A 21549-nucleotide genomic window follows, 5' to 3' on the forward strand; every position below is an offset into this window, starting at 1 on the left:
TCAGTCCTCCTCGCGGTTGGCCATGAACTTCGCGACGCTGATCGATCCGAAGACCGCGAACAGCGCGAGCCCGAGGGCGACGGGCAGCGTCGTCGCGTGCTGGTTGACCGCCATCTCGGCACCCAGGCCGCAGATGATCGTCGCGACGAGCACGTCGGCGGCGACGACCCGGTCGAGGATCGAGGGTCCGCGGAGGATGCGGATCAGGGAGAGCAGGGTCGCCGCTCCGAACAGGGGGACGAGGATCCAGGCGAGCCAGTCGATCATCGCAGCGCCCCCGCTCCCTCGCCGAGCGGCTGGTTGACGCGTGCGACGTCCTCGCGCGAGCCGATCGCGCGGACGATGCGCGCCTCGGTCTGCAGCACGGTGCGGCGCACCTCCTCGATCCGGTGACCCTCGTCGTGGGTGACGCCCAGCACGTGCAGGTACAGCACGTTCTGCTGCGGGTCGACGTCGATCACGAGGGAGCCGGGGACGAGTGAGACGGCCTCGGTGGTCCAGACGAGCATCCCCTCGGAGCGGCTGCGCAGGTGCACGGCGACGATCGCGTTGTGCACCGGCACCGGCAGCGTGAGGATCTGCCACGAGACCTTGACCGAGGCGATCGCGATGTCGGCGGCCAGACGGAGGAGGAACACCAGCAGGCACCAGGGGTTCACCCGGTTCGAGAACTCGACCGGCGGCAGGTAGAAGACCCGCGTGATCAGGAGGGCGACGAGGAATCCCGAGACGATCGAGAGGACCGAGACGTCGTCCCAGAGCAGCACCCAGATGCCGACGAGGGTGACGAACATCGCGAAGCGGTTCCAGAAGTCGACACGGCGGCGCGGGCTCATCGGGGCCCCTCCTCTCCGAAGGACGAGTCGCGGTAGACGGTCGCGATGTAGGTGGAGGGGTCGGCGATCGCCTCGGAGGCCCGCTCGCTCGCCTCGTAGAGCGGTCCGGCGCCGATCGTCAGCACGACGCTGACGAGCACCATGCCGGCCGTCGCGAGCACCATCATCGGCGGCGAGTGGCGGGTGCGGACGGTGCCGGTGTCGTGCGGATCCTCCTGCAGCTGGTCGATCAGCGGCGACTCGTAGCCGGGCACCTCCTCCTGGCGGCGCCAGAACGCCATGTTCCAGACACGCGCGACGGCGTAGAGGGTGAGCAGCGAGGTCACCGCTCCGGCACCGATGACGGCCCAGACCAGCCAGTTCGGCTGCTCGACGGCCGACTCCGTGCCGGCGACGAACAGGCCGACCTTGCCCAGGAACCCGGTGAAGGGAGGGATGCCGCCCAGGTTCATCGCGGGGATGAAGTACAGCAGCGCGAGCAGCGGCGAGGCCTTGAGCAGCCCGCCGAGTCGGAGGATCGAGGTCGTCCCTCCGACGCGCTCGATGAGTCCCGTGGCCAGGAACAGCGTCGTCTGCACGGTGATGTGGTGGATCACGTAGAAGATCGTCGCCGCGTAGCCCGCCGGGGTGCCGATCGCGATGCCGAACACCATGTAGCCGATGTGCGAGACGAGCGTGAAGGAGAGCATCCGCTTGATGTCGGCCTGCGCGACCGCGCCGAGGATGCCGACGATCAGGGTGAGCAGGGCGACGACCAGCAGGACCTCGCTGAGCGCACCTCCCGGGAACAGCAGCGTCTCGGTGCGGATCAGCGCGTAGACGCCGACCTTGGTGAGCAGGCCTGCGAACACCGCCGTGACGGGGGCCGGGGCGGTCGGGTACGAGTCCGGCAGCCAGAACGACAGCGGGAAGACCGCCGCCTTGATCCCGAAGCCCAGCAGGAGCATCACGTGCAGCACCATCTGCACGTCGGCGGGCAGCTCGGCGATGCGGATCGACAGCTGCGCCATGTTGACGGTGCCGGTCGCGCCGTACAGCAGGCCGATCGCCGAGAGGAAGAAGACACTCGAGACCAGGCTCACGACCACGTAGGTCGTGCCCGCCCGGATGCGCGGCGCGGTGCCGCCGAGGGTGATCAGGACGTAGCTGGCTGCGAGGAGGATCTCGAAGCCGACGTAGAGGTTGAAGAGGTCGCCCGCGACGAAGGCGTTGAGGATGCCCGCCGAGAGGATCAGGTAGGTCGGGTGGAAGATCGTGACCGGAGTCTCGCGGTTGCCGTCGACGAGACCCTGTCCCACCGAGAACAGCAGGACGCCGAGCAGCGTGATCGACGTGATCACGAGCATCAGCGCGGCCAGCGGATCGACGACCAGCACGATGCCCCACGGCGGCTCCCAGCCGCCCACGTAGACGGCGTCGCCGCCTCCGTCGCCCGCGAGCACGATCACGAGCATCACGCACGAGATCACGAGGACCGCCGAGAGCGTCACGATGTTGACGAGGATCTGCGCACGACGGTGGCGGCCGAGGATCAGCGCGAGCGCAGCACCCAGCAGGGGGAGGGTGACGACGAGGGGGATCAGCGCGGTCATCGGTCCTCCTTCCTGTCATCGGTCATGGCGCTCTCGGCGTGCTTGGCCGCCGTGCCCTCGTCGCTCGACTCGAGCAGCACGTCGAGGGCGCGGTCGTCGGCCGTGGTCTGCGCCGAGATACCGGCCGCATCGGCGCGGACCGAGGTGTCGGTCTCGTCGTCCTCGACCTGGTCGGCGTTGGCGAGGCGCCAGCGCCGGTAGATCATCGCGAGGAGGAAGGCCGAGACTCCGAACGTGATCACGATCGCCGTGAGGATCAGGGCCTGGGGGAGCGGATCGGCCATCTCGTCGGCGATCTGCTCGTAGGAGCGGCCGTCGTCGGTGACGAACGGAGCGACTCCGGACCGCCCCGCCATCAGCAGGATCAGGATGTTGGTCGCGTTGCCGATCAGGAGGAAGCCGATCAGGATGCGGGTGAGGCTGCGCTCGAGCATCTGGTAGACGCCCGCGGCGTACAGCACCGCCATCACGACGACGAGGACGAGGGTGATGCTCACGCGTCGTCCCCCCGCCCGGGGCCGCCGACGACCGTCGAGCCGGTCGGGAGCTTCGTCTCGAGCCCGTCGACCGTGCCGTCGCCCGGTCCCGGCGTGCTGTCCGTCGAGTGGGTGACGCCGTCGCCCGAGGCCGCACCGCTCTCGGCCTCCTCGCCGTGGCGGTCGACCTCGCCGCCGAGGCTGCGGAGGATGTCGAGGGCCAGACCGATCACGATGAGGTAGACCCCGATGTCGAAGAGGGTGGAGGTGCCCAGGTGCAGCTCGCCGAGGATCGGCACCTCGAGGTCGAGCCAGCTCGACTCGAGCACCTGCAACCCGAAGACGAGCGAGGACACCGCGGTGCCCACCGCGAAGAGCAGCCCCAGGCCGAGCACCTTGCCGGCGTCGATCGGCGCGGCCTCGCCGAGCTCGAAGCGGCCTCCGGCGAGATAACGCGCGACGAGAGCGAGACCGGCGAGCAGGCCGCCCGCGAAGCCTCCGCCCGGGGTGTTGTGGCCGGTGAAGAGCAGGTAGACCGAGACGATCATCGCGGGGTGGAACAGGAGGCGCACCAGCACCTCGAGGACGATCGAGCGGTTCTCGGGGCGCAGCGTGCGCCCGGCGACGAGCCAGGAGCCGCGGTCGGCGTCCTTCGCGGGGGCGGTGAGGTCGAGGGCGCGCTCGGCGCGGTCTGCCGCACTCTGCGACTCGAGGCGGGGCGCGCCTCCTGCCCTGCTCGAGAGGAAGATCAGGCTCGCGACGCCCGTGGCCACGACGACGAGGACCGAGATCTCGCCCATCGTGTCCCAGGCGCGGATGTCGACGAGCAGGACGTTGACGATGTTGCGGCCCTTGCCCTCCTCGTAGGCGAGGCGGGGCAGCTCGGCCGAGATCGGCACGGCGGTGCGGGCGCCGAGCGCGATCGCCGCGACGACGGCCATCACGGCGCCGACCGAGATGCCGATGACCGCGCGCAGGCGCTTGCGCATCGGCTGGTGCTTCTGCGCGATCCGCGTCGGGAGGCGGCGCAGCACGAGCACGAAGACCACCAGGGTTACCGTCTCGATGAGGGCCTGGGTGAGGGCGAGGTCGGGGGCGCCCTGCAGGGCGAAGAGGGCGACCATCCCGTAGCCGGTGGCGCCGGCGAGCAGCACCGCGGCGACGCGGTTGCGGGCGATCGCGCAGAGGATCGCGGCGACGATCATCACCGCGGCGACGGCCAGCTGACCGGGGCTGTCCCAGAAGACGAGCTCCTCGGGCCAGGTGCGGTTGAGGGCCGAGGCGGTGCCCGCTCCGACGAAGAAGACCGCGAAGATCACGGTGAGATAGCGGGGGAGCGAGCCGCGCTGCACGAACTCGGTCACCGTGCTCGAGACGCGGTCGAGCCAGCGGACCGTCGCCCAGTAGCCCTCAGCGGAGTCGATGCGGTTGGGCAGCAGCGACTGCGCCCTCGCGACGGCGACCCGCTTCGAGAAGAGGAGGAGCCCGATCGCGATGACCAGGGCGCTCAGGCCCAGCGCCGGCTCGACGCCGTGCCAGAGGGCCAGGTGGTAGGTGCCGTGCTCGGCGAGAGCCTCCGCCGCCAGCGCGGGGTCGGCGTCTGCTGCGGCGAGCGGCAGGGTGTCGGCGTAGACGGCGACGAGCGGGTCGATGGCCGACGCGGCGACGCCTCCGGCCACGCTCGCGACAGCGAGGACGACCGGGGCGGCGGTGAAGGTCCACGACTCGGCGTGCAGCTCGGTGTCCTCGAGGCCCTTCTTGCGGGCGAAGGCGCCCCAGAAGAAGCGAGCCGAGTAGGCGACCGTGAGGATCGACCCCAGGATCAGCCCGATCAGCGCGACCCAGGCCCAGACCGAGCCCTGCTCGCCTGCCTCGAGAAGGCTCGTGAAGACGGCCTCCTTGGCGACGAAGCCGAGCAGGGGCGGGAGGCCGGCCATCGAGAGCACGCCGATCAGGGCGGCGGCGGCGAGCACGGGCGCCTGCCGGCCGAGCCCGCTGAGCTTGCGCAGGTCGCGGGTGCCGGCGCGGTGGTCGACGATGCCGACGACGAGGAAGAGCAGAGCCTTGAAGAGCGCGTGGCCGATCAGGAGCGTGAGGCCGGCGAGGGCGGAGTCGCGCGAGCCGAAGCCGACGGCGACCGTGAGGAAGCCGAGCTGGCTGACGGTGCCGTAGGCGAGTACGAGCTTGAGGTCGTACTGACGCAGCGAGCGCCAGCCGCCGACCAGCATCGTCCACACCCCGACGCAGACGATCACGGGCAGCCAGACGGAGTCGTCGGCGAAGCCGGGCGCGAGGCGGGCGACGAGGTAGATGCCCGCCTTCACCATCGCCGCGGCGTGCAGATACGCGCTGACCGGAGTGGGCGCGGCCATCGCGGCCGGGAGCCAGAAGTGGAACGGGACCAGCGCCGACTTCGAGAACGCGCCGAGCAGCACCAGCACGAGTGCGACCGACACGATCGGGCCGGACGGCGCGGCGGCGACGATGCCCTCGAGGCTCGTCGTGCCCGCCTGCACGATCAGGATCACGACGCCGACGAGCATCGCCAGTCCGCCGAGCGTGGTGACGAGAAGGGCCTGGAGCCCTGCTCCGCGGCTCTCCTTGCGACCGCTGTAGTGGCCGATCAGGAGGTAGGAGAGAACGCTCGTCGCCTCCCAGAAGACGAAGAGGATGATCACGTCGTCGGCGGTGACCAGCCCGTACATCACGCCGGCGAAGGCGAACAGCAGGGCGGCGAAGCGCCCGAGCGACGGCTCGTCTCGGCGGAAGTAGCTCGCGCAGTACGCGAGGACGAGGGCGCCGACTCCGCTGACCACGAGGGCGAGCACCGTCGAGAGAGCGTCGAGCCGGAAGGAGAGGGCGATGTCGAGGGAGGGGATCCACTCCACCCGCTCGCGGATCTCACCGCCGGCGAGGACGGTCGGCAGCGAGGCGGCCGTGGCGACGAAGGTGCCGGCCGGGACGAGAGCCAGACCGTAGAAGGCCTTCGGGCCGACACGATCGACGATCCAGGGAGTGACGACGGCGAGAGCGAAGGTGATCGTGAGGATGAGGAGCATCACATGTTCCTCTCAAGTCATACCCAGCGCAGTCGTACCTCAAGGGTACTGGAGGGCCCCGCGCGGGAAGCTGAGTGCGGACAGGCTTGACGGGTCACCGTACTTTTGGTCCATGGCCCGTTCCCTCCTGCCCCGTCAGCTCTGCCGACTCCGAGTGCACGATGTCGCGACCGGAGTCGCCACCACCGTGTTCGAGTCGGACACCCTGCTCGTCGAGGCGCCGAACTGGTCGCCCGACGGCTCGTTCCTCGTGGTCAACGGTGACGGCGGCCTCTTCCGGCTCCCGCTGGACGGCTCGGGATCGCTCGAGGCGATCGCGCTCGACGGCGTGCCCGACGAGCTCAACAACGATCACGTCCTCGCTCCGGAGGGCGGCACCGCCTACGTCTCCGCGCGCGACGGGCACCTCTACGCGGTCGCGCTCGACGGATCGGCGCCGGCCCGTCGCCTGACCGCCCCGCCGGAGGGCGCCCGCTTCAAGCACTATCTGCACGGCGTCTCGCCCGACGGCACGCTGCTCGCGCTGATCGGCGGCGGCGAGGACGCCTCCGGGGTCTGGCGGACCAACGTGTACACGATGCCCGCCGGCGGCGGTCCGCTCACGGCGCTCACCGACGACGAGCACCCCGACGACGGGGTCGACTTCGCACCGGACGGGCGGAGCGTGTACTTCAACTCCGAGCGCGCAGGCTCCGGGGCGCAGATCTTCCGGATGTCCGTGGACGGCTCCGAGCCCGAGCACGTCGTCGAGTCGGACACCGTCGACTGGTTCCCGCACGTGTCACCCGACGGCGCGCACCTGCTCTACCTGGCGTATCCCCCGGGCACCGCCGGGCACCCCGAGAACCTGCCCGTGGAGCTCCGGCTGATCGACCTCCCCTCCGCCACCGCGCCGGGCCGTGTCGTGCAGCGCCTCGTCGGCGGGCAGGGCACGATCAACGTCGCGGGCTGGGCGCCCGACTCGACGCGTTTCGCCTACGCCGACTATCCGATGGACGACTGACGCCCCACCCTGAGTGCTTGCCGAACATGACGGGGAGGGGGTCTCGCGGGTGCGCGGCGGCGGGTTGAATCGGACGATGACGATCGACAGCGCAGCCCCGGCCCACGACTCCTCCACCCGCGCACCGCTCGGCGATTCCGGGATCGAGGTGTTCCCGCTCTCGCTCGGCGGCAACGTCTTCGGCTGGACTTCGGGGCGGCAGACCTCGTTCGACGTGCTCGACGGCTACGTGGCCGCGGGCGGGAACTTCATCGACACCGCCGACTCCTACTCGGCCTGGGTGCCCGGCAACAGGGGCGGCGAGTCCGAGACCATCATCGGCGAGTGGCTGACCCGCCCCGGGACCTCGCGCGAGGACGTCGTCATCGCGACCAAGGTGAGCCGCCACCCGCAGTTCACCGGCCTCGCTCCCGCGAACGTCCGCGCAGCGGCCCGTGCGTCGCTCGAGCGCCTGCGAACCGACCGCATCGACCTCTACTACGCCCACTTCGACGACGACGCCGTGCCCCTCGAGGACATCGCGCGCGTCTTCTCCGAGCTCGTCGACGAGGGGCTCGTGCGCTCGATCGGCGTCTCGAACTTCAGCGCCGAGCGCGTCTCGGGGTGGCTGCGCATCGCGGCGGAGGAGGGGCTGCACGCGCCGGTCGCCCTCCAGCCGCACTACAACCTGGTCGAGCGCGGCATCGAGGCCGACCTGCTGCCCCTCGCGCGCGAGGCGGGCCTCGCGGTCGTGCCGTACTACGCGCTCGCCTCCGGCTTCCTGACCGGCAAGTACCGCGACGGAGCGACGCCGGACAGCCCCCGCGCCTCCGGAGCCGCGCAGTACCTCGACGCCCGCGGGCGCCGGGTGCTCGCCGCGCTCGACGCGGTGGCCGAGGCGCACGCCGCCGAGGTCGCGACGGTCGCGCTCGCGTGGCTCCGCTCGCAGCCCGGCGTCGTCGCGCCGATCGCGAGCGCCCGCGTGATGGAGCAGCTGCCCGCACTCGTCGCCTCGGCGTCGCTGGAGCTGGACGCCGCGGAGCTCACGGCGCTCGACACGGCGAGCCGCTCCTAGAAGCCCGGTCGTGCAGGGTCCGGGACCGGTCAGCGCAGCGGTCCTGCACCCCGCCCGACCGCGGTCGGTGACGCCCCTCCGGGGTGCTATTGTCTAACGGTGCCAAATCGCGGGCACGCCTCGAGAGGGGCGACGAAGACCCGCAGGTGCGCCCCCTTAGCTCATTGGTAGAGCACTTCCTTGGTAAGGAAGAGGTAGTGGGTCCGATTCCCACAGGGGGCTCCGTTCCCGGCAGGCCGAGCCTCCGGAGACGCGCGGCGGGGTAGCTCAGGTGGTTAGAGCACACGGCTCATAATCGTGGTGTCGCGGGTTCAAGTCCCGCTCCCGCTACGTTCAGGAAGAACCCCGTCTCGCATCTCGCGGCGGGGTTCTTCTGCGTCAGCACGGCACGCCGGTCGCTCCGCGCCGAGGTCTGCACGCGGCCGAGAGGTAAGGCTAGGCTAACCGAACCCGCCGCATCCGTCGGCCCGTCCGGAGGTCCCGCATGCCACGCTCGTTCACCCCGACCAGGCCCACCGATCCCCAGGTCATCGCCGTCGAGGTCGTGCGGACTGCGCGGGTGACGCCGAGCATGCAGCGCGTCACGTTCGGCGGCCCGGGAGTGGCGCTCCTGCATCCTCTCGGGCACGACCAGTGGTTCCGGTTGTTCCTCCCGCGCCCGGGGCAGGAGGAGCTGCGGCTCCCCACCCGCGCGAGTGCGCTCTGGTACGCCCAGTACCTCGCGATGCCCCGGGCCCGCCGCCCGTTCGTGCGCAACTACACCGTCCGCCGGTACCGCGCCGAGGGAGCCGACGGCGGTCCCGAGCTCGATGTCGACTTCGTGGTGCACGGTGAGGAGGGGGAGGCGGGACCGGCGGTGACCTTCGCGCTCACCGCCGCGGCAGGCGATCGGGTCGGCATCCTCGACCAGGGCTTCGGCTACCGCCGTGCGGACGGCACCGACTGGTGCCTCCTCGTCGCCGACGAGACAGGACTGCCCGCGGTCGCAGGGATCCTGGAGTCGCTGCCCGCCGCCCGTCGCGTGGAGGTGTTCCTCGAGGTGCCCGGCGACGAGGACCATCAGCCGATCACCGCCTCCGAGGCCGTCACGGTGCACTGGCTGCCGCGTGCCGAGGCGCACGCCCGGCCCGGCGAGCACGCACTCGACGTGCTCCGTGGAGCCGAGCTGCCGGGCGGTCGCCCCTCCGTCTTCGCGGTGGGCGAGTCGGCTCTCGCCACCGGTGCTCGTCGCCACCTCGTCGCCGAGCGGGGTGTCGACAAGCGCGACATCACCTTCGCCGGCTACTGGCGGCACGGAGTCGCGGCGCCCTGATCGCGCGTCACAGCCAGCCGTTGCGCTCCGCGATGCGGGCGGCGTCGGCGCGATTGCGCGCACCGGTCTTGCCGATGACCGCCGACAGGTGATTGCGGACCGTCCCCTCCGAGAGGTGCAGCATCCGCGCCAGGTCGGCGATCGAGCCGCCGGTGCGCGCGGCCGAGAGCACGTCGGTCTCGCGCTCGGTGAGCGGCGTACCGCCCTGGGCCAGCGACTCCGCAGCGAGGGAGGGATCGACGACGTGCAGCCCCTGCGCCACGCGCCGGACGGCGTCGGCGAGCTGGGCCGAGGGGGTGTCCTTCACGACGAATCCCGAGGCGCCCGCGTGCATCGCGCGGCTGAGGTACCCGGGGCGGCCGAAGGTCGTCACGATCAGCACCCGGCACTGCGGCAGCGCGGCGCGGAGCTCGCCGGCGGCGGTGATGCCGTCCATCCCGGGCATCTCGATGTCGAGCAGCGCCACATCCGGAGTGCTGGCCCGCGCCGCGGCGAGCACCTCGTCGCCCCGGCCGACCTCGGCGACCACCTCGATGTCGTCCTCGAGCGAGAGCAGCGCCGCGAGCGCGCCGCGCACCAGCGCCTGGTCGTCGGCGATCAGCAGGCGGAGGATCGGCCCGCTCATCGCGGACCCTCCGGCAGCGAGGCCCGCAGACTGAAGCCGCCCAGGTCGCTCGTGCCCGTCGAGAGCCGACCGCCCGCCGACTCGACCCGTTCGCGCAGTCCGCTGAGACCCGTCGACATCGGCGACTCCGCCCGCCGGCCGACCCCGTCGTCGGCGATCTCGACCTCGCAGCCGCTCAGGCGGATCCGGCAGCGGGAGGCGCCCGCGTGGCGGACGACGTTCGTCACTCCCTCGCGGATCACCCAGCCGACCAGCTCGCGGTGCGCGGGCGGCACGGCGTCGGTCGACGACGGCAGATCCGCAGTGACGCCGGCGGCGGTGAGCGCGCCCCGCGCCGCGGCGAGCTCGCCACTCGCGGTCATCGCCCGGAAGCCGGAGACGGTGGCCCGCACGTCGGCGAGCGCTCCGCGGGCGAGCGATTCGACGTCGGCGATCTCGGCGCGCGCCCGTACCGGATCCGCGTCGATCAGCCGCCCCGCCAGCTCGGACTTGACGGTGATGACGGTCAGGGAGTGCCCGAGGATGTCGTGGATGTCCCGCGCCACCCGGCTCCGCTCCCGCTCGGCGGTCATCAGCTCGAGCTCGGCCTGCGTGGCGCGCAGCTGGTTGACCGTCGCGATCGTGCGGGCGAAGGTCGCCATCATCAGTGAGATGGACAGGACGATGACGGGAACGATGAACGCCGTCTCTGTCCAGCCGCCCGCGTCGACCCGGACCGCGAGGGTGACGAGCGTGAGGCCGCCGACGATCAGCAGCGTCATCCGCCACGAGAACACGCACATGCCGACCAGCACGCCGACGTAGGTCCAGAGCCCGGTGACGTCCCGGCCGAGCCACGGCAGGAGGGTGAACGAGAGAGCGAGCATCGCTGCGCAGACGACGACGCGTCCGCGTGCTGCGAGCATCCAGGCGACCGGGGGCGCGATGAGGAACGCGAGGCTGAAGACCACGATGAGGGCGACGCCCGAGACGCGGAACGCGGTGGAGCCCTCCGAACGCAGGATGTCGGGAACGGTCGAGTAGGCCCAGAAGAGCGAGAAGGCGGCGCCGACGTACCAGCGGGTCGCGCGCCCGGTCCAGAGCGCCGATCTCAGCGAGGCGGAGCTGTCGGCACCGGCCGTCGCAGGGCGGATCGGCCAGCCGGGCCCGCCCGCGTCCCGCTGCTCGCGCATCGTGCTCACCGGCCCACCTTAGGTCCGCCTCCCCGGGCGTCAGACACGCTTCGTGTCGCGGCGGAAGAAGACCACGGTGCCCCCGAGGAACACCGCCAGCCAGACGATCGCGTTGATCAGCGCCGCCAGGTCGAAGCCCTCGCCGGTCAGCGGCGCCCGGGCGAGCTCGGCGATCCCGTAGACCGGGGTGAACGAGGCGATCGTCTGCATGAAGTCGGGCATGCTGCTGACCGGGTAGAACAGTCCGCCGAGGAACGCGAGCAGGACGATCACGAGGCTCGTCGCCTGCGCGGCGTTCTCGCCCGGCACCAGGTAGCCGACCATCAGGCCGAGCGAGGTGAAGACGGCGCTCGCGAGCAGCCAGCCGGCGACTCCGGTCGAGAGCCACTGCGCGGTCGAGAGCTGCACGCCGCTGACAGCGCCCACGAGGTAGGTCGCGACGACGGCGACGAGGCCCAGCATCATCCCGGCGATCATCTTGATCAGTACGTTGACGAACGGGTCGAGCGGGGTCAGCCGCAGCTGGCGGCTCCAGCCCTGGGCGCGCTCGACGGCGACGGAGGCGCCGGTCTGCGTCGCCGACATCATCGCCCCGTACATCGCCATCGACACCATGATGAACGCCGCGACCGAGGTCCCTCCCTGCGCGACCGGTGTCGCGGTCAGCGCCTCGTCGCGGAGCGGGTAGCCGATGATCAGGAACATCATCACGGGGAAGACGAGCGTGAACACCAGCGTCCGCCGGTTGCGGAGCTTGCGTGCGAGCTCGATGCGGAGGTAGGTGAGCGTGAAGCCGCCGAACGGCGGGACGCGGCGATCGAGTCGCACCCGGTCGGCGGGCGTGGTGGCGGTCATGCGGAGGCTCCTTCGGAGGTGAGGGCGAGGAACACGCTCTCGAGGTTCTGGGCCGTGATCTCGAGGTCGAGCGCGCTGGTCCGGGTGAGCAGGTGGCGCGCGACCGCGTCGGAGTCGCCGGTGTGGATCGTGACGCGGTCGCCCCGCGCCTCCACCGAGTCGACGGAGGGGAGGGACGCCAGCCCATCGAGATCCGCGCCGGGCAGGGTCGCCTGCACGATCCGCCCCGAGACCAGGTTCTTGATCTGGCTGGTCGCGCCGTCGGCGACGATGCGGCCGCGGCTCATCAGCACGATGCGATCCGCGTACTCGTCGGCCTCGTCGAGGTAGTGCGTCGCGAAGAGCACGGTGCGCCCGCGGGCGGCGTCGGCGCGGATCGCGCTCCAGAACGCGCGCCGCCCCTCGACGTCCATGCCGGTCGTCGGCTCGTCGAGGATCAGCAGCCCCGGATCGGGCAGCAGTGCCATGGCGAAGCGGAGGCGCTGCTGCTCGCCGCCGGAGCAGACGCCGACGCGGCGCGCGGCGAGGCCGGTGATCCCGGCCCGTTCGAGCACCTCGTCGACCGGGCGGGCGTCGGCGAAGAGGCTGGCCGTGAGCTGCAGCGTCTCGCGCACCGTGAGGTCCTTGAGGAGCCCGCCGGTCTGCAGCACCGCCGAGACCAGTCCGTGGGCGATCGCCGTGCGGGGCTCGTGGCCGAAGACCCGGACCGCACCGGAGTCGGGGGAGGAGAGCCCCAGGATCATGTCGATCGTGGTCGTCTTGCCCGCGCCGTTCGGGCCGAGGAACGCGACGATCTCGCCGGGGGCGACGGTCAGGTCGACTCCGGCCACCGCGGTGACGGAGCCGAAGCTCTTCGTGATCGCGGAGGCATCGATCGCGGGGGAGGCGTGCGCTGGCTGTGTCATGCCTCCAGCATCTCGGCGGACCGCGGCGAGGACCTCGCCCGTCCGTCACGACTGGGCCATGACATCCGTCACGGGCGGCCGTCGCGAGTCTCCCCTCGGTCCTGAGATACGCGGGGTGCTGTGCACCCGAGCGGAGACTCGAGTCAGACGGTGCAGCCCGCGAAGAGGACGTCGTCGGAGGCGACGAGGTCGTCGAGGGTCAGCAGCCGGTCGAGGTCGTGGCCGGCCGCGAGGGCGTTCGCGCGCTCGAGTGCGGTCTGCGGGGCGAGCCGCCCTTCCATCACGCCGCCGAGAGCGCGCACCGCGCAGGCGGCGACGACTCCCTCCGGGGTGCCGCCGATGCCGAGCACCAGGTCGACGCGGCCCGCGGGGTCGGCCGCCTCGATCGCGACCGACACGTCGCCCTCACCGCGCAGCTCGAGCGAGACGCCCGCGGCCCGGAGTGCGGAGACGAGCTCGGAGTGCCGCGGCTTGTCGAGCACCACGACGACGAGCTCGCCGAGAGGCTTGCCGAGTGCCTCCGCCAGCCGCCGCGCGTTCTCGGCCGGAGCGAGATCGAGCGAGACGACTCCGGCGCCCGCGGCCGAGCAGACGAGCTTGTCCATGTAGAAGACGTCGCGCGGGTCGAGCATCGTGCCGCGCGGCGCGAGCGCGATGACGCAGACCGAGCCCGGGATCCCCTCCGCCGTCAGCCGCGTGCCGTCGAGCGGATCGACCGCGACGTCGCAGGAGGGTGCACTCGCCCGCCCGAGCCGCTCGCCGTTCGCGAGCATGGGTGCGTCGTCCTTCTCGCCCTCGCCGATGACGACGATGCCGTCGAACGGCGCCTCGGCGAGCACCGCGCGCATCGCCACGACCGACGCCGCATCGGCCGCGAGCTTGTCACCCCGGCCGTACCAGCCGCGCGCCGCCTCCGCCGCTGCTCTGACGCTCTCGCCCACCGCCTCCCGCAGTTCGGGCGGGTACGAGGGCGACGCGATCAGGCGGACGTCGCTCACGCGCGCGCCGGCTGCGAGGTCGCCGTGCGCACCAGGCGCTCGAGCGTGCGCAGCCCGTCCGAGGAGAGCACCGACTCGAGGTGCCCCTGCACCGACGCGATCCCCTCGCCGCGGAGCGCGTTGACGACTCCGGTCGCCGCGTCGCCCGAGACCTCGAGGTCGAGCAGCGGCGTACGCGTCGTGCCCGCACCGGCGACGGAGGAGAAGGTGTTGTAGAAGCCGATCGCCGCGTCCTCGCCGAACACGTCGACCGCCAGGCGCACGCCCTGGCGCGGGGCGGGCAGCGGCTCGACCGGCAGCCCCGCCAGCAGCGAGAGCATCTGGTGGCTGAGGCAGACGGCCAGCATCGGCCGCTCCGAGTCGAGCCGCTCGGTCATCAGGGCGCGCAGGCGCGCGATCCGCGGTTCGGAGTCGTCCCGCGGGTCGCCGGGGCCGGGACCGAACACGACGAGGTCGTCCGAGAGCACGTCCTCGACGCTCGACCAGCGCTCGACCCGGGCGTCCATGCCGAGGTGGCGCAGCTGGTGCGCGAGCATCGTCGTGAACTGGTCCTCGTTGTCGACGATCAGGGCGGTGTGCCCGGCGAGACCCTCGATGTGCTCGGGGGCCTGGGGGCGGAGCCAGAACGAGGCGAGCCGCTCGTTGCGGGCCTCGAGCGCCTCCTGGACCCCCGGCTGCGCGTTGAGGTCGATCGCGGGCGGGACGTCGCGGTGCGGCAGGAGCCCGAGCGCCGAGAGCACGCCCGACGCCTTCGCCCGGGTCTCGGCGACCTCGCCCTCGGGGGTCGAGTGGCGCACGAGCGTGGCGCCTGCGGGCACCGTCAGCCGGCCGTCCTCGCGGAGGTAGGCGGTGCGGATCAGGATCGGCGCGTCGACCGTGTAGCCCTGCTCCTCGGGCTCGAACAGGGCGAGCACGCCGGAGTAGTAGCCGCGCGGCTCCTTCTCGTACTCGGCGATCACCGCGCACGCGTTCTCCATCGGCGAGCCGGTGACGGTCGGCGCGAACATCGTCAGGCGCAGCACCTCGCGCACGTCGAGGTCGGTGCGGCCCTCGAGCAGGTACTCGGTGTGGCTCAGCCGCGACATCTGCTTGAGGAAGGGCCCGAGGATGCGTCCGCCGTTCGGGCAGACCGCGCTCATCATCTTCATCTCCTCGTCCACCACCATGAAGAGCTCCTCGCTCTCCTTCACATCGGCGAGGAACGCGAGCACCCCCTCGCCCGTGGGGCCGGTGGCGGGGTGGCGGAAGGTGCCGCTGATCGGGTTCATCATCGCCACACCGTCGCGCACCGACACGTGCCGCTCAGGGGTGGCCCCGACCGCGGTCACCGTCGGAGCACCGTCGGTGCCCGGGGTGTGGATCGCGAAGGTCCAGTAGGCGCCCGACTCGTCGGTGAGCAGCCGGCGGAACCAGGCCAGCACCGCCTCGACGGCAGGGGCGTCGGTCTGCGCGACGAAGGCTCGGTTGATCACGAAGTTGGCGCCCTCGCCCCGGCCGATCTCGTCGTCGATCACGCGGCGGACGATCTCGGCGTACTCCTCGTCGGGAACGTCGAAGCCGCGCTCCTCGACGGGGATCTCGCGCTCGGGCAGCAGCGCGAGCACCTCGGCCAGCGGGACGCTCTCGCGCTCGCGCACGATCAGGTTCCGCAGCGGCGCCCCGTCGTCCTTCGCCGCGAAGCCGCGCTCGCGCACCTGGCGGTAGGGCACCAGGGTGAGCACCTCGTCGCCGTCGAGCGGGATGTCGGCGAGCCCGTCGACATCGACCACGTCACCGGTGAAGACGTCGACCTCGGTGCGGCCCTGGCGGAGGACGACCGCGAACGGCAGCGAGCCGTCGGAGGCGAGGATGCGGGAGAGCAGCGAGGTCATCGTGGTCCTTGGGTCGGGGTGTCCCTCACCCGGGCCCCGACATGCAGAACGACCGCCCGGTCGAGGCGGTCGTGTGCGAGAGGAGTCTGCGCGTCGGCCTGCCTAGGAGGCGGGCCACCAGGAGCGGCGGAGGGTCGACGTGCGCATGGGGGGAGTCTAGGGGACCGGCCCTCAGGCGGCCAAGGTGGTCGCGACCCGCTCGGTCGACTCGCCCCGCAGGTGCCGGAGGAGGAGGGTCGCGCCCGCCGTCGCCGCGGGCGTCGCGACCACCGCGCCTCCGGGAACGAGGAAGGCGAGGTAGACCGCGATGCCGAAGCCGAGCGACACCGCGCGATGCCTGCCCAGCAGGCGCCGGCGCTCGCCGAGGCTCATCCCGCGGGCGTCGCCGGCGAATCCGGTGAGCTCGAGGGCGAGCGCCCGGCCGCCGACGAGGGCGCCGGCGATCAGGCCCACGATCTGCCCGACGACGGGGATGAAGCCGAGCAGCACGAGGACCACGCCGATGGCGAGCGAGGTGGCGACCAGCACAGCGGAGTCGCGGACGCTGCGGCCGAGCCCGCGCCAGAACCCCGTCTCGTGCTCGTCGGGCACGCCGCCGAGCTCGTCCTCGACCCCGCGCCAGATCCGCTCGTAGAAGGGATCGCCCACCAGGAGGGTGACGGCGGCGAAGAGCACGACCCCCAGGGCGACCAGCGCGCCGACCGCCGCGATCGCGAGCAGGAGGCGCGCGGTCGACGCCCACGCCTCGCCCCAGCCGTCGAGGAACGGGGTCAGCGCGCTCACGACCTCGTCGATGCGGGTGAGCGCGAGGACGAGGACGCAGACGAAGACGAGGCCGACGATCAGCGGCGGGATCGCCCCGAGGAGCATCGACCGCGGCGATCGGACCCAGGTCCCGAAGCCCCGCCCGAACAGCCGTGCGCCGAGAGCCAGGTCGCGGAGGATCGCCATCTCCCGATCCTCGCAGAGACCGGGCTGCGCGCCCGTTATCCGATCGATGCGGAACGTGGTCGCACGGTGGATGTGCGTGCGTTCAGCCGGCTGATAGACATCAGCCAGGCGCCACGGGGGCAGCTTCGGCGTCGATCCCGCTTCCACATTCTCGAGAAGGAACACATCCATGTCTCTCCGGGGGACCTCTCTCCGCTCGCGCTCGCGTCTCGCGTGCCTCACTCTCGCCGTCGGCCTCGCCGCCGGCGTCCTCGCGCCGGGGGCGGCCGCGAGTACCAGCACTCCCGAGCCCACGTCCACCGCGGTCCCGACCGCGTCTCCCCTTCCGACGGCCACGACCGCGCCGACCGCGACTCCGACCGCGACTCCGACCGCGACCGCGACTCCGACCGCAACCGCGACTCCGACCGCGACCGCGACGGCCACCGCGACTCCCACCGCGACCGCGACTCCGACTCCCGAGCCGACGCCGCCGCAGGTGGGCTGCTTCGACGGCCCTCCCGGCGCGGAGCACGACGGCGGAGTCGGAGTGATCCTCGACGGAGTCCCGTCCGTGTCGGCTCGTCCCGGCGCTCTGGTCCTCGATCTCCCGCGCGTCACCGAGCGCGGGTGCTACGACTCCGTGGTCTTCGGGTACACCGTCAGCAGCAAGGAATACCCGCGGATCGTCGCGGCGGACGAGTCGTTCGAGGTGCCCGATGCCGGACTCGACAGCTCGAGTGTCGTCGTCGACATCCCCTTCGCAGGGGAGTGGGGTGTCGACGTGTGGGCTTACGGCCGGACCGGCGGTGACGTCTGGGCCAAGGTGAGCGTCTTCTCGGCGACCGTCTCCGTCGCGAGCATCCCGCTGTCGAGCGAGGAGCAGGCGCTGGCGGACGCCGCCGACTACAGCGCGTGCGTCGCATCGAACGACGGGCAGGTGATCGTCAGCCAGTCCGGTGATGTCACGGCGAGCACGAAGAACGGCGTGATGACCGTGGTGCTCCCCGCGATCCGCACTGTCGACTGCCTCGACTCGGTGACCCTGGTGGTGTGGGCGGCCGACTACGACCGGCCGACCGAGGACCACCCGTTCGTGGCGGACGAGCTCGACCGGATCGAGATCCCGGCCGACTACAGCGGCGGTACCTTCAGCTACCCGGTCGCCGCGGGCCACATCGACGCGATGGTCACGGTGGTGGGCACCCTCGGGACCGCTCAGGGCGGACTCGAGTACGTGACGTACCGCGCGCACGTGCCGCGGCCCGGTGATGCCACCACCGTCTCCACCACGGGCAGCGGGACGCGTGGCGGCCCGGCCCTCGCCGCCACGGGCGTCGAGGCCGCGGGCGTCGGTTCCGGCGCGGTGGCACTGCTCGCGCTCGGACTCCTCACGCTCGTCGTGACGCGCCGCCGAGCCGCACAGCAGCGCTAGTCGCTCCACGCGAGAGGCCCGGGAGTCGATCCTCCCGGGCCTCTCGCGTGCCCCGGCTCAGGCGAGCTCGAACGGGGCGAGCAGGCCGCTCATCGCCTTGGTGCGCGGCATCGCGAACTCGTCGCGGCGCGACGTCGTGACTCCCATCGCCACGAGGCCCTCGACCAGCCGCACGGCCGAGACCACGCCGTCGATCACGGGCACGCCGAGCTCGCGTGAGAGATCGCGGCAGAGGTCGGCCATCCCGGCGCAGCCGAGCACGATCGAGTCCGACCCGTCGGCGGCGAGCGCGTCGCGGCAGGCCTCGAGGATCACGCGGCGCGCGTCGGAGCGCGGGTCCTCGAGCTCGAGCACCGGGATGTCGCAGGCGTGCACGTCGCGGCACGCCTCGCCGAATCCCGCCCGGCGCGCGATGTCCCAGGCGCGACCGCTGGTGCGCGAGAGCGTCGTGACCACGCTGAAGCCTCGGCCGACGAGTGTCGCCATGTGCATCGCCGCCTCCGCGATGCCGATCACCGGGCCGCTCGCGACCTCGCGGGCGGCGTCGACGCCCGGGTCGCCGAAGCACGCGATGACCGCGCCGTCGCTCCCCGCCGCCTCCGCCCGCGCGATCTCGTGCAGCACGCCGGGTACCGCGAGGGCCTCGTCGTAGTGGCTCTCGATCGAGGCCGGGCCCATCGGGGGCGTCACCGCGGCGATCTCCGTCCCGACCGAGGCGACCGAGCGCGCGGCGCGCCCGATCGTCTCGGTCATCGAGGCGCTGGTGTTGGGATTGATGACGGTGATGAGCACGGTGTCCTCGATCGGGGTGGGGGAGGAGAGGGGAGGGGCCCCTCCGGGATCAGACGAGCGCGCCGTCGCTGACGTTCTCGAGGTCGTCCTCGAGCCGGCCGATGCGCGGCGACCGGCGCTCGAGCACCGCCATGGCGACGAAACCGAGCCCGCAGCCGATGAACCAGCTGTAGTCGCCGAGCCAGGTGAAGGAGGCGCCGCCCGCCTCCTCGATCCAGCGCGGCACGAGGACCGAGAGGACGGAGGGGACGCCGCCGATCGCGGTCGCCCAGACGGCGTTGGGGTTGAACCCCTTCGAGAACCAGTAGCGGCCCTTCTCGCTCATCGAGTAGAGGTCGTCGACCCAGACTCGCTGGCGGCTGATCAGGTAGTAGCCGGCGATGAGCACGCCGAACAGCGGGCCGATCAGGGCACCGAGGATGCCGAGCGTGTAGTGGATCGCGGTGTCGTTCGAGTACCAGTTCCACGGGGTGAGCAGCACCGATCCGACAGCGGCGATCATGCCGCCCATCCGCCAGCTGATCTTCTTCGGATTCACGTTCGAGAAGTCGAACGCGGGCGAGATGAAGTTGGCGACGATGTTGATGCCGATCGTGGCGATCACGAAGGTGAGCCCGCCCAGCAGGACGGCGAACCAGGTGTCGATCCGCTCGACCGTCTCGATCGGGTCGGTGATCAGCTCGCCGAAGACGGGCACCGTCGCGGAGGCGGTGATCACCGTGAGCAGCGAGAAGAAGAGGAAGTTGATCGGGAGTCCGAGGAGGTTGCCCTTCTTGACCGCCTTGTAGCTGCGGGCGTAACGCGAGAAGTCCCCGAAGTTGAGCATCGGGCCCGAGAAGTAGGCGACCACGAGGGCGACGGCCGAGATCATGACCGGGATCGACGCGGCGAAGTCGAGGGGCTCGCCCGAGCCGAGGTTCAGCGAGATGTTCTCCCACCCCGCCTGCGAGACGAGGTAGATCGCGAGGATCAGCATCACAACGTAGACCGCGGGGCCGGCCCAGTCGATGAAGCGGCGGATCGACTCCATGCCCCGCCAGAACAGGGCGGCCTGCGCGACCCAGAGGATCGCGTAGGAGACGTAGCCGAGTGCCGAGAGTCCGAGGAACGAGGCCTCGGGGGTGTTCCACGAGGCGAGGTCGGGGAAGAACTTGAGGAACACGATGTTCAGCGACTGCGCCGCGAGGTAGGTCTGCACTCCGTACCACGCGATCGCGATGAGGCCGCGGATGATGCCGGGGATGTTCGCGCCGCGGATGCCGAAGATCGCGCGGTTGATGACCGGGTACGGGACGCCGGTGACCTGGCTCGGCTTCGCGACCAGGTTGCAGAAGATCTGCACGATCACGATGCCGACCACGAGCGCGACCAGCACCTGCCAGCCGGCCAGGCCCAGCGCGAACAGCGAGCCCGCGGTGACGTAGCCGCCGACGCTGTGCACGTCCGACATCCAGAACGCGAAGATGTTGTAGCTCGACCAGCGCTGCTTGGCGAGCGGAGCCAGGTCGTCGTTGGCGAGGCGGTCGTCGTAGCCCGGCTTGATCAGCGGGGCGCCGGCGGGGAGGTCGTCGTCGATCGACACCGCGGAGTGCGGGTCGGTGCGGGCGGCGGTGGCGCGGTCGGTCATGGTGGATCCACCTCTCGGGCGGTCGTGCGTCGGCGAGCGCACGGACGGGATGTGTCAGGGTGGTCGCGACGGCGGGCCGACCGGGTCGGCCGCCACCGCGAGGGTCGTGGAGCAGTGGGCATCGTGTGAAGTGATCGCTTCACGGATGTCAACCTACGACTCGGCCCCCCGCGGATCGTTTCGGCTCCGTTACGGGTGCGTGACGATCACTGAGGAAGGACGACGGGCGATGCTCTCCGACAGCTCCGCCGACGGTGGCGGCACCGCTGGACCTCGGGACGCCGCCGAGGAGCGGGCGCTCGCCGCGGCCGTCGGCGACCGCGAGCGGCTCGGAGCGCGGCTGCGCGATCTGCGCCTCGCGTCGGGGATGTCGCTGCGGGCCCTGGCCGGCGACCTCGGGATCTCGGCCAGCGCCGTGTCGCAGATCGAGCGCGGGGCGATGCAGCCGTCGGTCGGCCGCTTGATCGCGATGGTCGGAGCCCTGGGTGTCCCGCTGTCGGCCGTCTTCGACGAGTCGGCCCCCGCGCCCGCCCTGATCGAGACCGCGGTCGTCCGCGCGGGCGAGGTGGCGCCGGTCACCCTCGACGGAGGCGTGCTCTTCCGCCGGCTCGCACCCGGGCCGATCGACGCGGTGGACTTCTTCGAGTCGACCTATCCGCCGGGGTCGACCTCGACGGCGCACCGGCAGTTCCTCCGCCACGACGGCTTCGAGGTCGGGACCGTGACGCTCGGCGAGCTGACGGTCGAGTTCGAGGACGAGATCGTCGTGCTGGCCGCGGGCGACGCCATCACCTTCCCGTGCGAGCGCCCGCACAGGATGGTCAATCGCGGGACCGGGACCGCGATCGCGACCTGGTTGATCGTGCACCGCTGAGTCGCGCGCCCACCCCGGTCCCGCCCGCCTGCTCCTCGGACCATCCCGGTATGGGATCCTGTTCGCGCTCCTCCACAGCGGGGGCGAGGTGGGTTCTTGTCCACATCCCACGGTGGATCCGGGGGGAGACCGG

General features: G+C 71.6%; 19 protein-coding genes and 2 tRNA genes. 7 read left to right on the forward strand and 14 right to left on the reverse strand.

Annotation, left to right across the window (positions count from 1 at the left end):
* The 5 genes from ASG06_RS09755 to ASG06_RS09775 are packed head-to-tail and all read right to left on the reverse strand — an operon-like array spanning position 1 to position 5963.
* Positions 1-267 carry a monovalent cation/H+ antiporter complex subunit F gene (locus tag ASG06_RS09755; RefSeq protein ID WP_056041510.1) on the reverse strand — a complete coding sequence of 89 codons (267 nt, stop codon included), beginning with the start codon at positions 265-267 and terminating at the stop codon, positions 1-3.
* Positions 264-836: a Na+/H+ antiporter subunit E gene (locus ASG06_RS09760; protein WP_056041512.1), complete on the reverse strand. Its 573-nt coding sequence runs from the start codon at positions 834-836 to the stop codon at positions 264-266. Before ASG06_RS09760 ends, ASG06_RS09755 begins: the two co-directional genes overlap by 4 nt.
* Positions 833-2428 (reverse strand): Na+/H+ antiporter subunit D, encoded by a 1596-nt coding sequence (locus ASG06_RS09765; RefSeq protein WP_056041515.1) that lies wholly within the window; start codon positions 2426-2428, stop codon positions 833-835. Before ASG06_RS09765 ends, ASG06_RS09760 begins: the two co-directional genes overlap by 4 nt.
* Positions 2425-2925, reverse strand: coding sequence for a Na(+)/H(+) antiporter subunit C (locus tag ASG06_RS09770; protein ID WP_056041517.1), 501 nt, complete (start codon positions 2923-2925; stop codon positions 2425-2427). Before ASG06_RS09770 ends, ASG06_RS09765 begins: the two co-directional genes overlap by 4 nt.
* Complete coding sequence (locus ASG06_RS09775) at positions 2922-5963, reverse strand: Na+/H+ antiporter subunit A (protein ID WP_082499112.1); 3042 nt, start codon at positions 5961-5963, stop codon at positions 2922-2924. The genes ASG06_RS09770 and ASG06_RS09775 overlap by 4 nt, the downstream gene beginning before the upstream one ends.
* A gap of 112 nt (positions 5964-6075) precedes the next feature.
* On the opposite strand from ASG06_RS09775, the gene ASG06_RS09780 reads away from it, so the two are divergent.
* The 5 genes from ASG06_RS09780 (at position 6076) to ASG06_RS09800 (ending at position 9332) form a co-directional block, all read left to right on the forward strand.
* Entirely contained in the window at positions 6076-6966 is an 891-nt protein-coding gene (locus ASG06_RS09780; RefSeq protein ID WP_056041519.1) for a TolB family protein, read from the forward strand.
* A 76-nt stretch (positions 6967-7042) separates the two neighbouring features.
* Positions 7043-8020, forward strand: coding sequence for an aldo/keto reductase (locus ASG06_RS09785; RefSeq protein ID WP_056041521.1), 978 nt, complete (start codon positions 7043-7045; stop codon positions 8018-8020).
* A gap of 150 nt (positions 8021-8170) precedes the next feature.
* Positions 8171-8242: transfer RNA gene (locus tag ASG06_RS09790), tRNA-Thr, on the forward strand.
* Between the two features lie 34 nt (positions 8243-8276).
* A tRNA-Met gene (locus ASG06_RS09795) sits at positions 8277-8350 on the forward strand.
* Positions 8351-8504: 154 nt separating this feature from the next.
* Positions 8505-9332, forward strand: a complete 828-nt coding sequence (locus ASG06_RS09800) for a siderophore-interacting protein (protein WP_056041523.1) — start codon at positions 8505-8507, stop codon at positions 9330-9332.
* A 7-nt stretch (positions 9333-9339) separates the two neighbouring features.
* On the opposite strand, the gene ASG06_RS09805 is transcribed toward ASG06_RS09800, so the two are convergent.
* The 7 genes from ASG06_RS09805 to ASG06_RS09835 all read right to left on the reverse strand — a co-directional run bounded on the left by ASG06_RS09805 (position 9340) and on the right by ASG06_RS09835 (position 16709).
* A complete protein-coding gene (locus tag ASG06_RS09805; RefSeq protein ID WP_056042525.1) occupies positions 9340-9945 on the reverse strand; it encodes a response regulator transcription factor in 606 nt (201 codons plus the stop codon).
* Positions 9946-9953: 8 nt separating this feature from the next.
* Positions 9954-11129 (reverse strand): sensor histidine kinase, encoded by a 1176-nt coding sequence (locus tag ASG06_RS09810; protein WP_056042528.1) that lies wholly within the window; start codon positions 11127-11129, stop codon positions 9954-9956.
* A gap of 39 nt (positions 11130-11168) precedes the next feature.
* Positions 11169-11984, reverse strand: a complete 816-nt coding sequence (locus ASG06_RS09815; RefSeq protein WP_056041525.1) for an ABC transporter permease — start codon at positions 11982-11984, stop codon at positions 11169-11171.
* Positions 11981-12889 carry an ABC transporter ATP-binding protein gene (locus ASG06_RS09820; RefSeq protein ID WP_056041527.1) on the reverse strand — a complete coding sequence of 303 codons (909 nt, stop codon included), beginning with the start codon at positions 12887-12889 and terminating at the stop codon, positions 11981-11983. Before ASG06_RS09820 ends, ASG06_RS09815 begins: the two co-directional genes overlap by 4 nt.
* Before the next feature lie 143 nt (positions 12890-13032).
* Positions 13033-13887, reverse strand: a complete 855-nt coding sequence (locus ASG06_RS09825) for a fructose-bisphosphatase class II family protein (RefSeq protein ID WP_056041529.1) — start codon at positions 13885-13887, stop codon at positions 13033-13035.
* On the reverse strand, positions 13884-15758 hold the full coding sequence (locus ASG06_RS09830; protein WP_056041530.1) for an anthranilate synthase family protein: 1875 nt from the start codon (positions 15756-15758) through the stop codon (positions 13884-13886). The genes ASG06_RS09825 and ASG06_RS09830 overlap by 4 nt, the downstream gene beginning before the upstream one ends.
* A 171-nt stretch (positions 15759-15929) precedes the next feature.
* Positions 15930-16709, reverse strand: coding sequence for an EI24 domain-containing protein (locus ASG06_RS09835; RefSeq protein WP_056041532.1), 780 nt, complete (start codon positions 16707-16709; stop codon positions 15930-15932).
* Between the two features lie 169 nt (positions 16710-16878).
* Between ASG06_RS09835 and ASG06_RS20240 the strand changes: the two genes are divergently transcribed.
* On the forward strand, positions 16879-18123 hold the full coding sequence (locus ASG06_RS20240; RefSeq protein ID WP_056041534.1) for a hypothetical protein: 1245 nt from the start codon (positions 16879-16881) through the stop codon (positions 18121-18123).
* Between the two features lie 57 nt (positions 18124-18180).
* On the opposite strand, the gene ASG06_RS09845 is transcribed toward ASG06_RS20240, so the two are convergent.
* Both ASG06_RS09845 and ASG06_RS09850 read right to left on the reverse strand, forming a co-directional pair.
* A complete protein-coding gene (locus tag ASG06_RS09845; RefSeq protein WP_056041536.1) occupies positions 18181-18915 on the reverse strand; it encodes an aspartate/glutamate racemase family protein in 735 nt (244 codons plus the stop codon).
* A 49-nt stretch (positions 18916-18964) separates the two neighbouring features.
* Positions 18965-20542: an NCS1 family nucleobase:cation symporter-1 gene (locus ASG06_RS09850; protein ID WP_082499113.1), complete on the reverse strand. Its 1578-nt coding sequence runs from the start codon at positions 20540-20542 to the stop codon at positions 18965-18967.
* A 229-nt stretch (positions 20543-20771) separates the two neighbouring features.
* Between ASG06_RS09850 and ASG06_RS09855 the strand changes: the two genes are divergently transcribed.
* Positions 20772-21416: a helix-turn-helix domain-containing protein gene (locus ASG06_RS09855; RefSeq protein WP_056041538.1), complete on the forward strand. Its 645-nt coding sequence runs from the start codon at positions 20772-20774 to the stop codon at positions 21414-21416.
* Positions 21417-21549 lie beyond the last annotated feature (133 nt).

Origin of the sequence: Rathayibacter sp. Leaf185 (assembly GCF_001423885.1) — a bacterium.
Taxonomy (GTDB): Bacteria; Actinomycetota; Actinomycetes; order Actinomycetales; family Microbacteriaceae; genus Rathayibacter.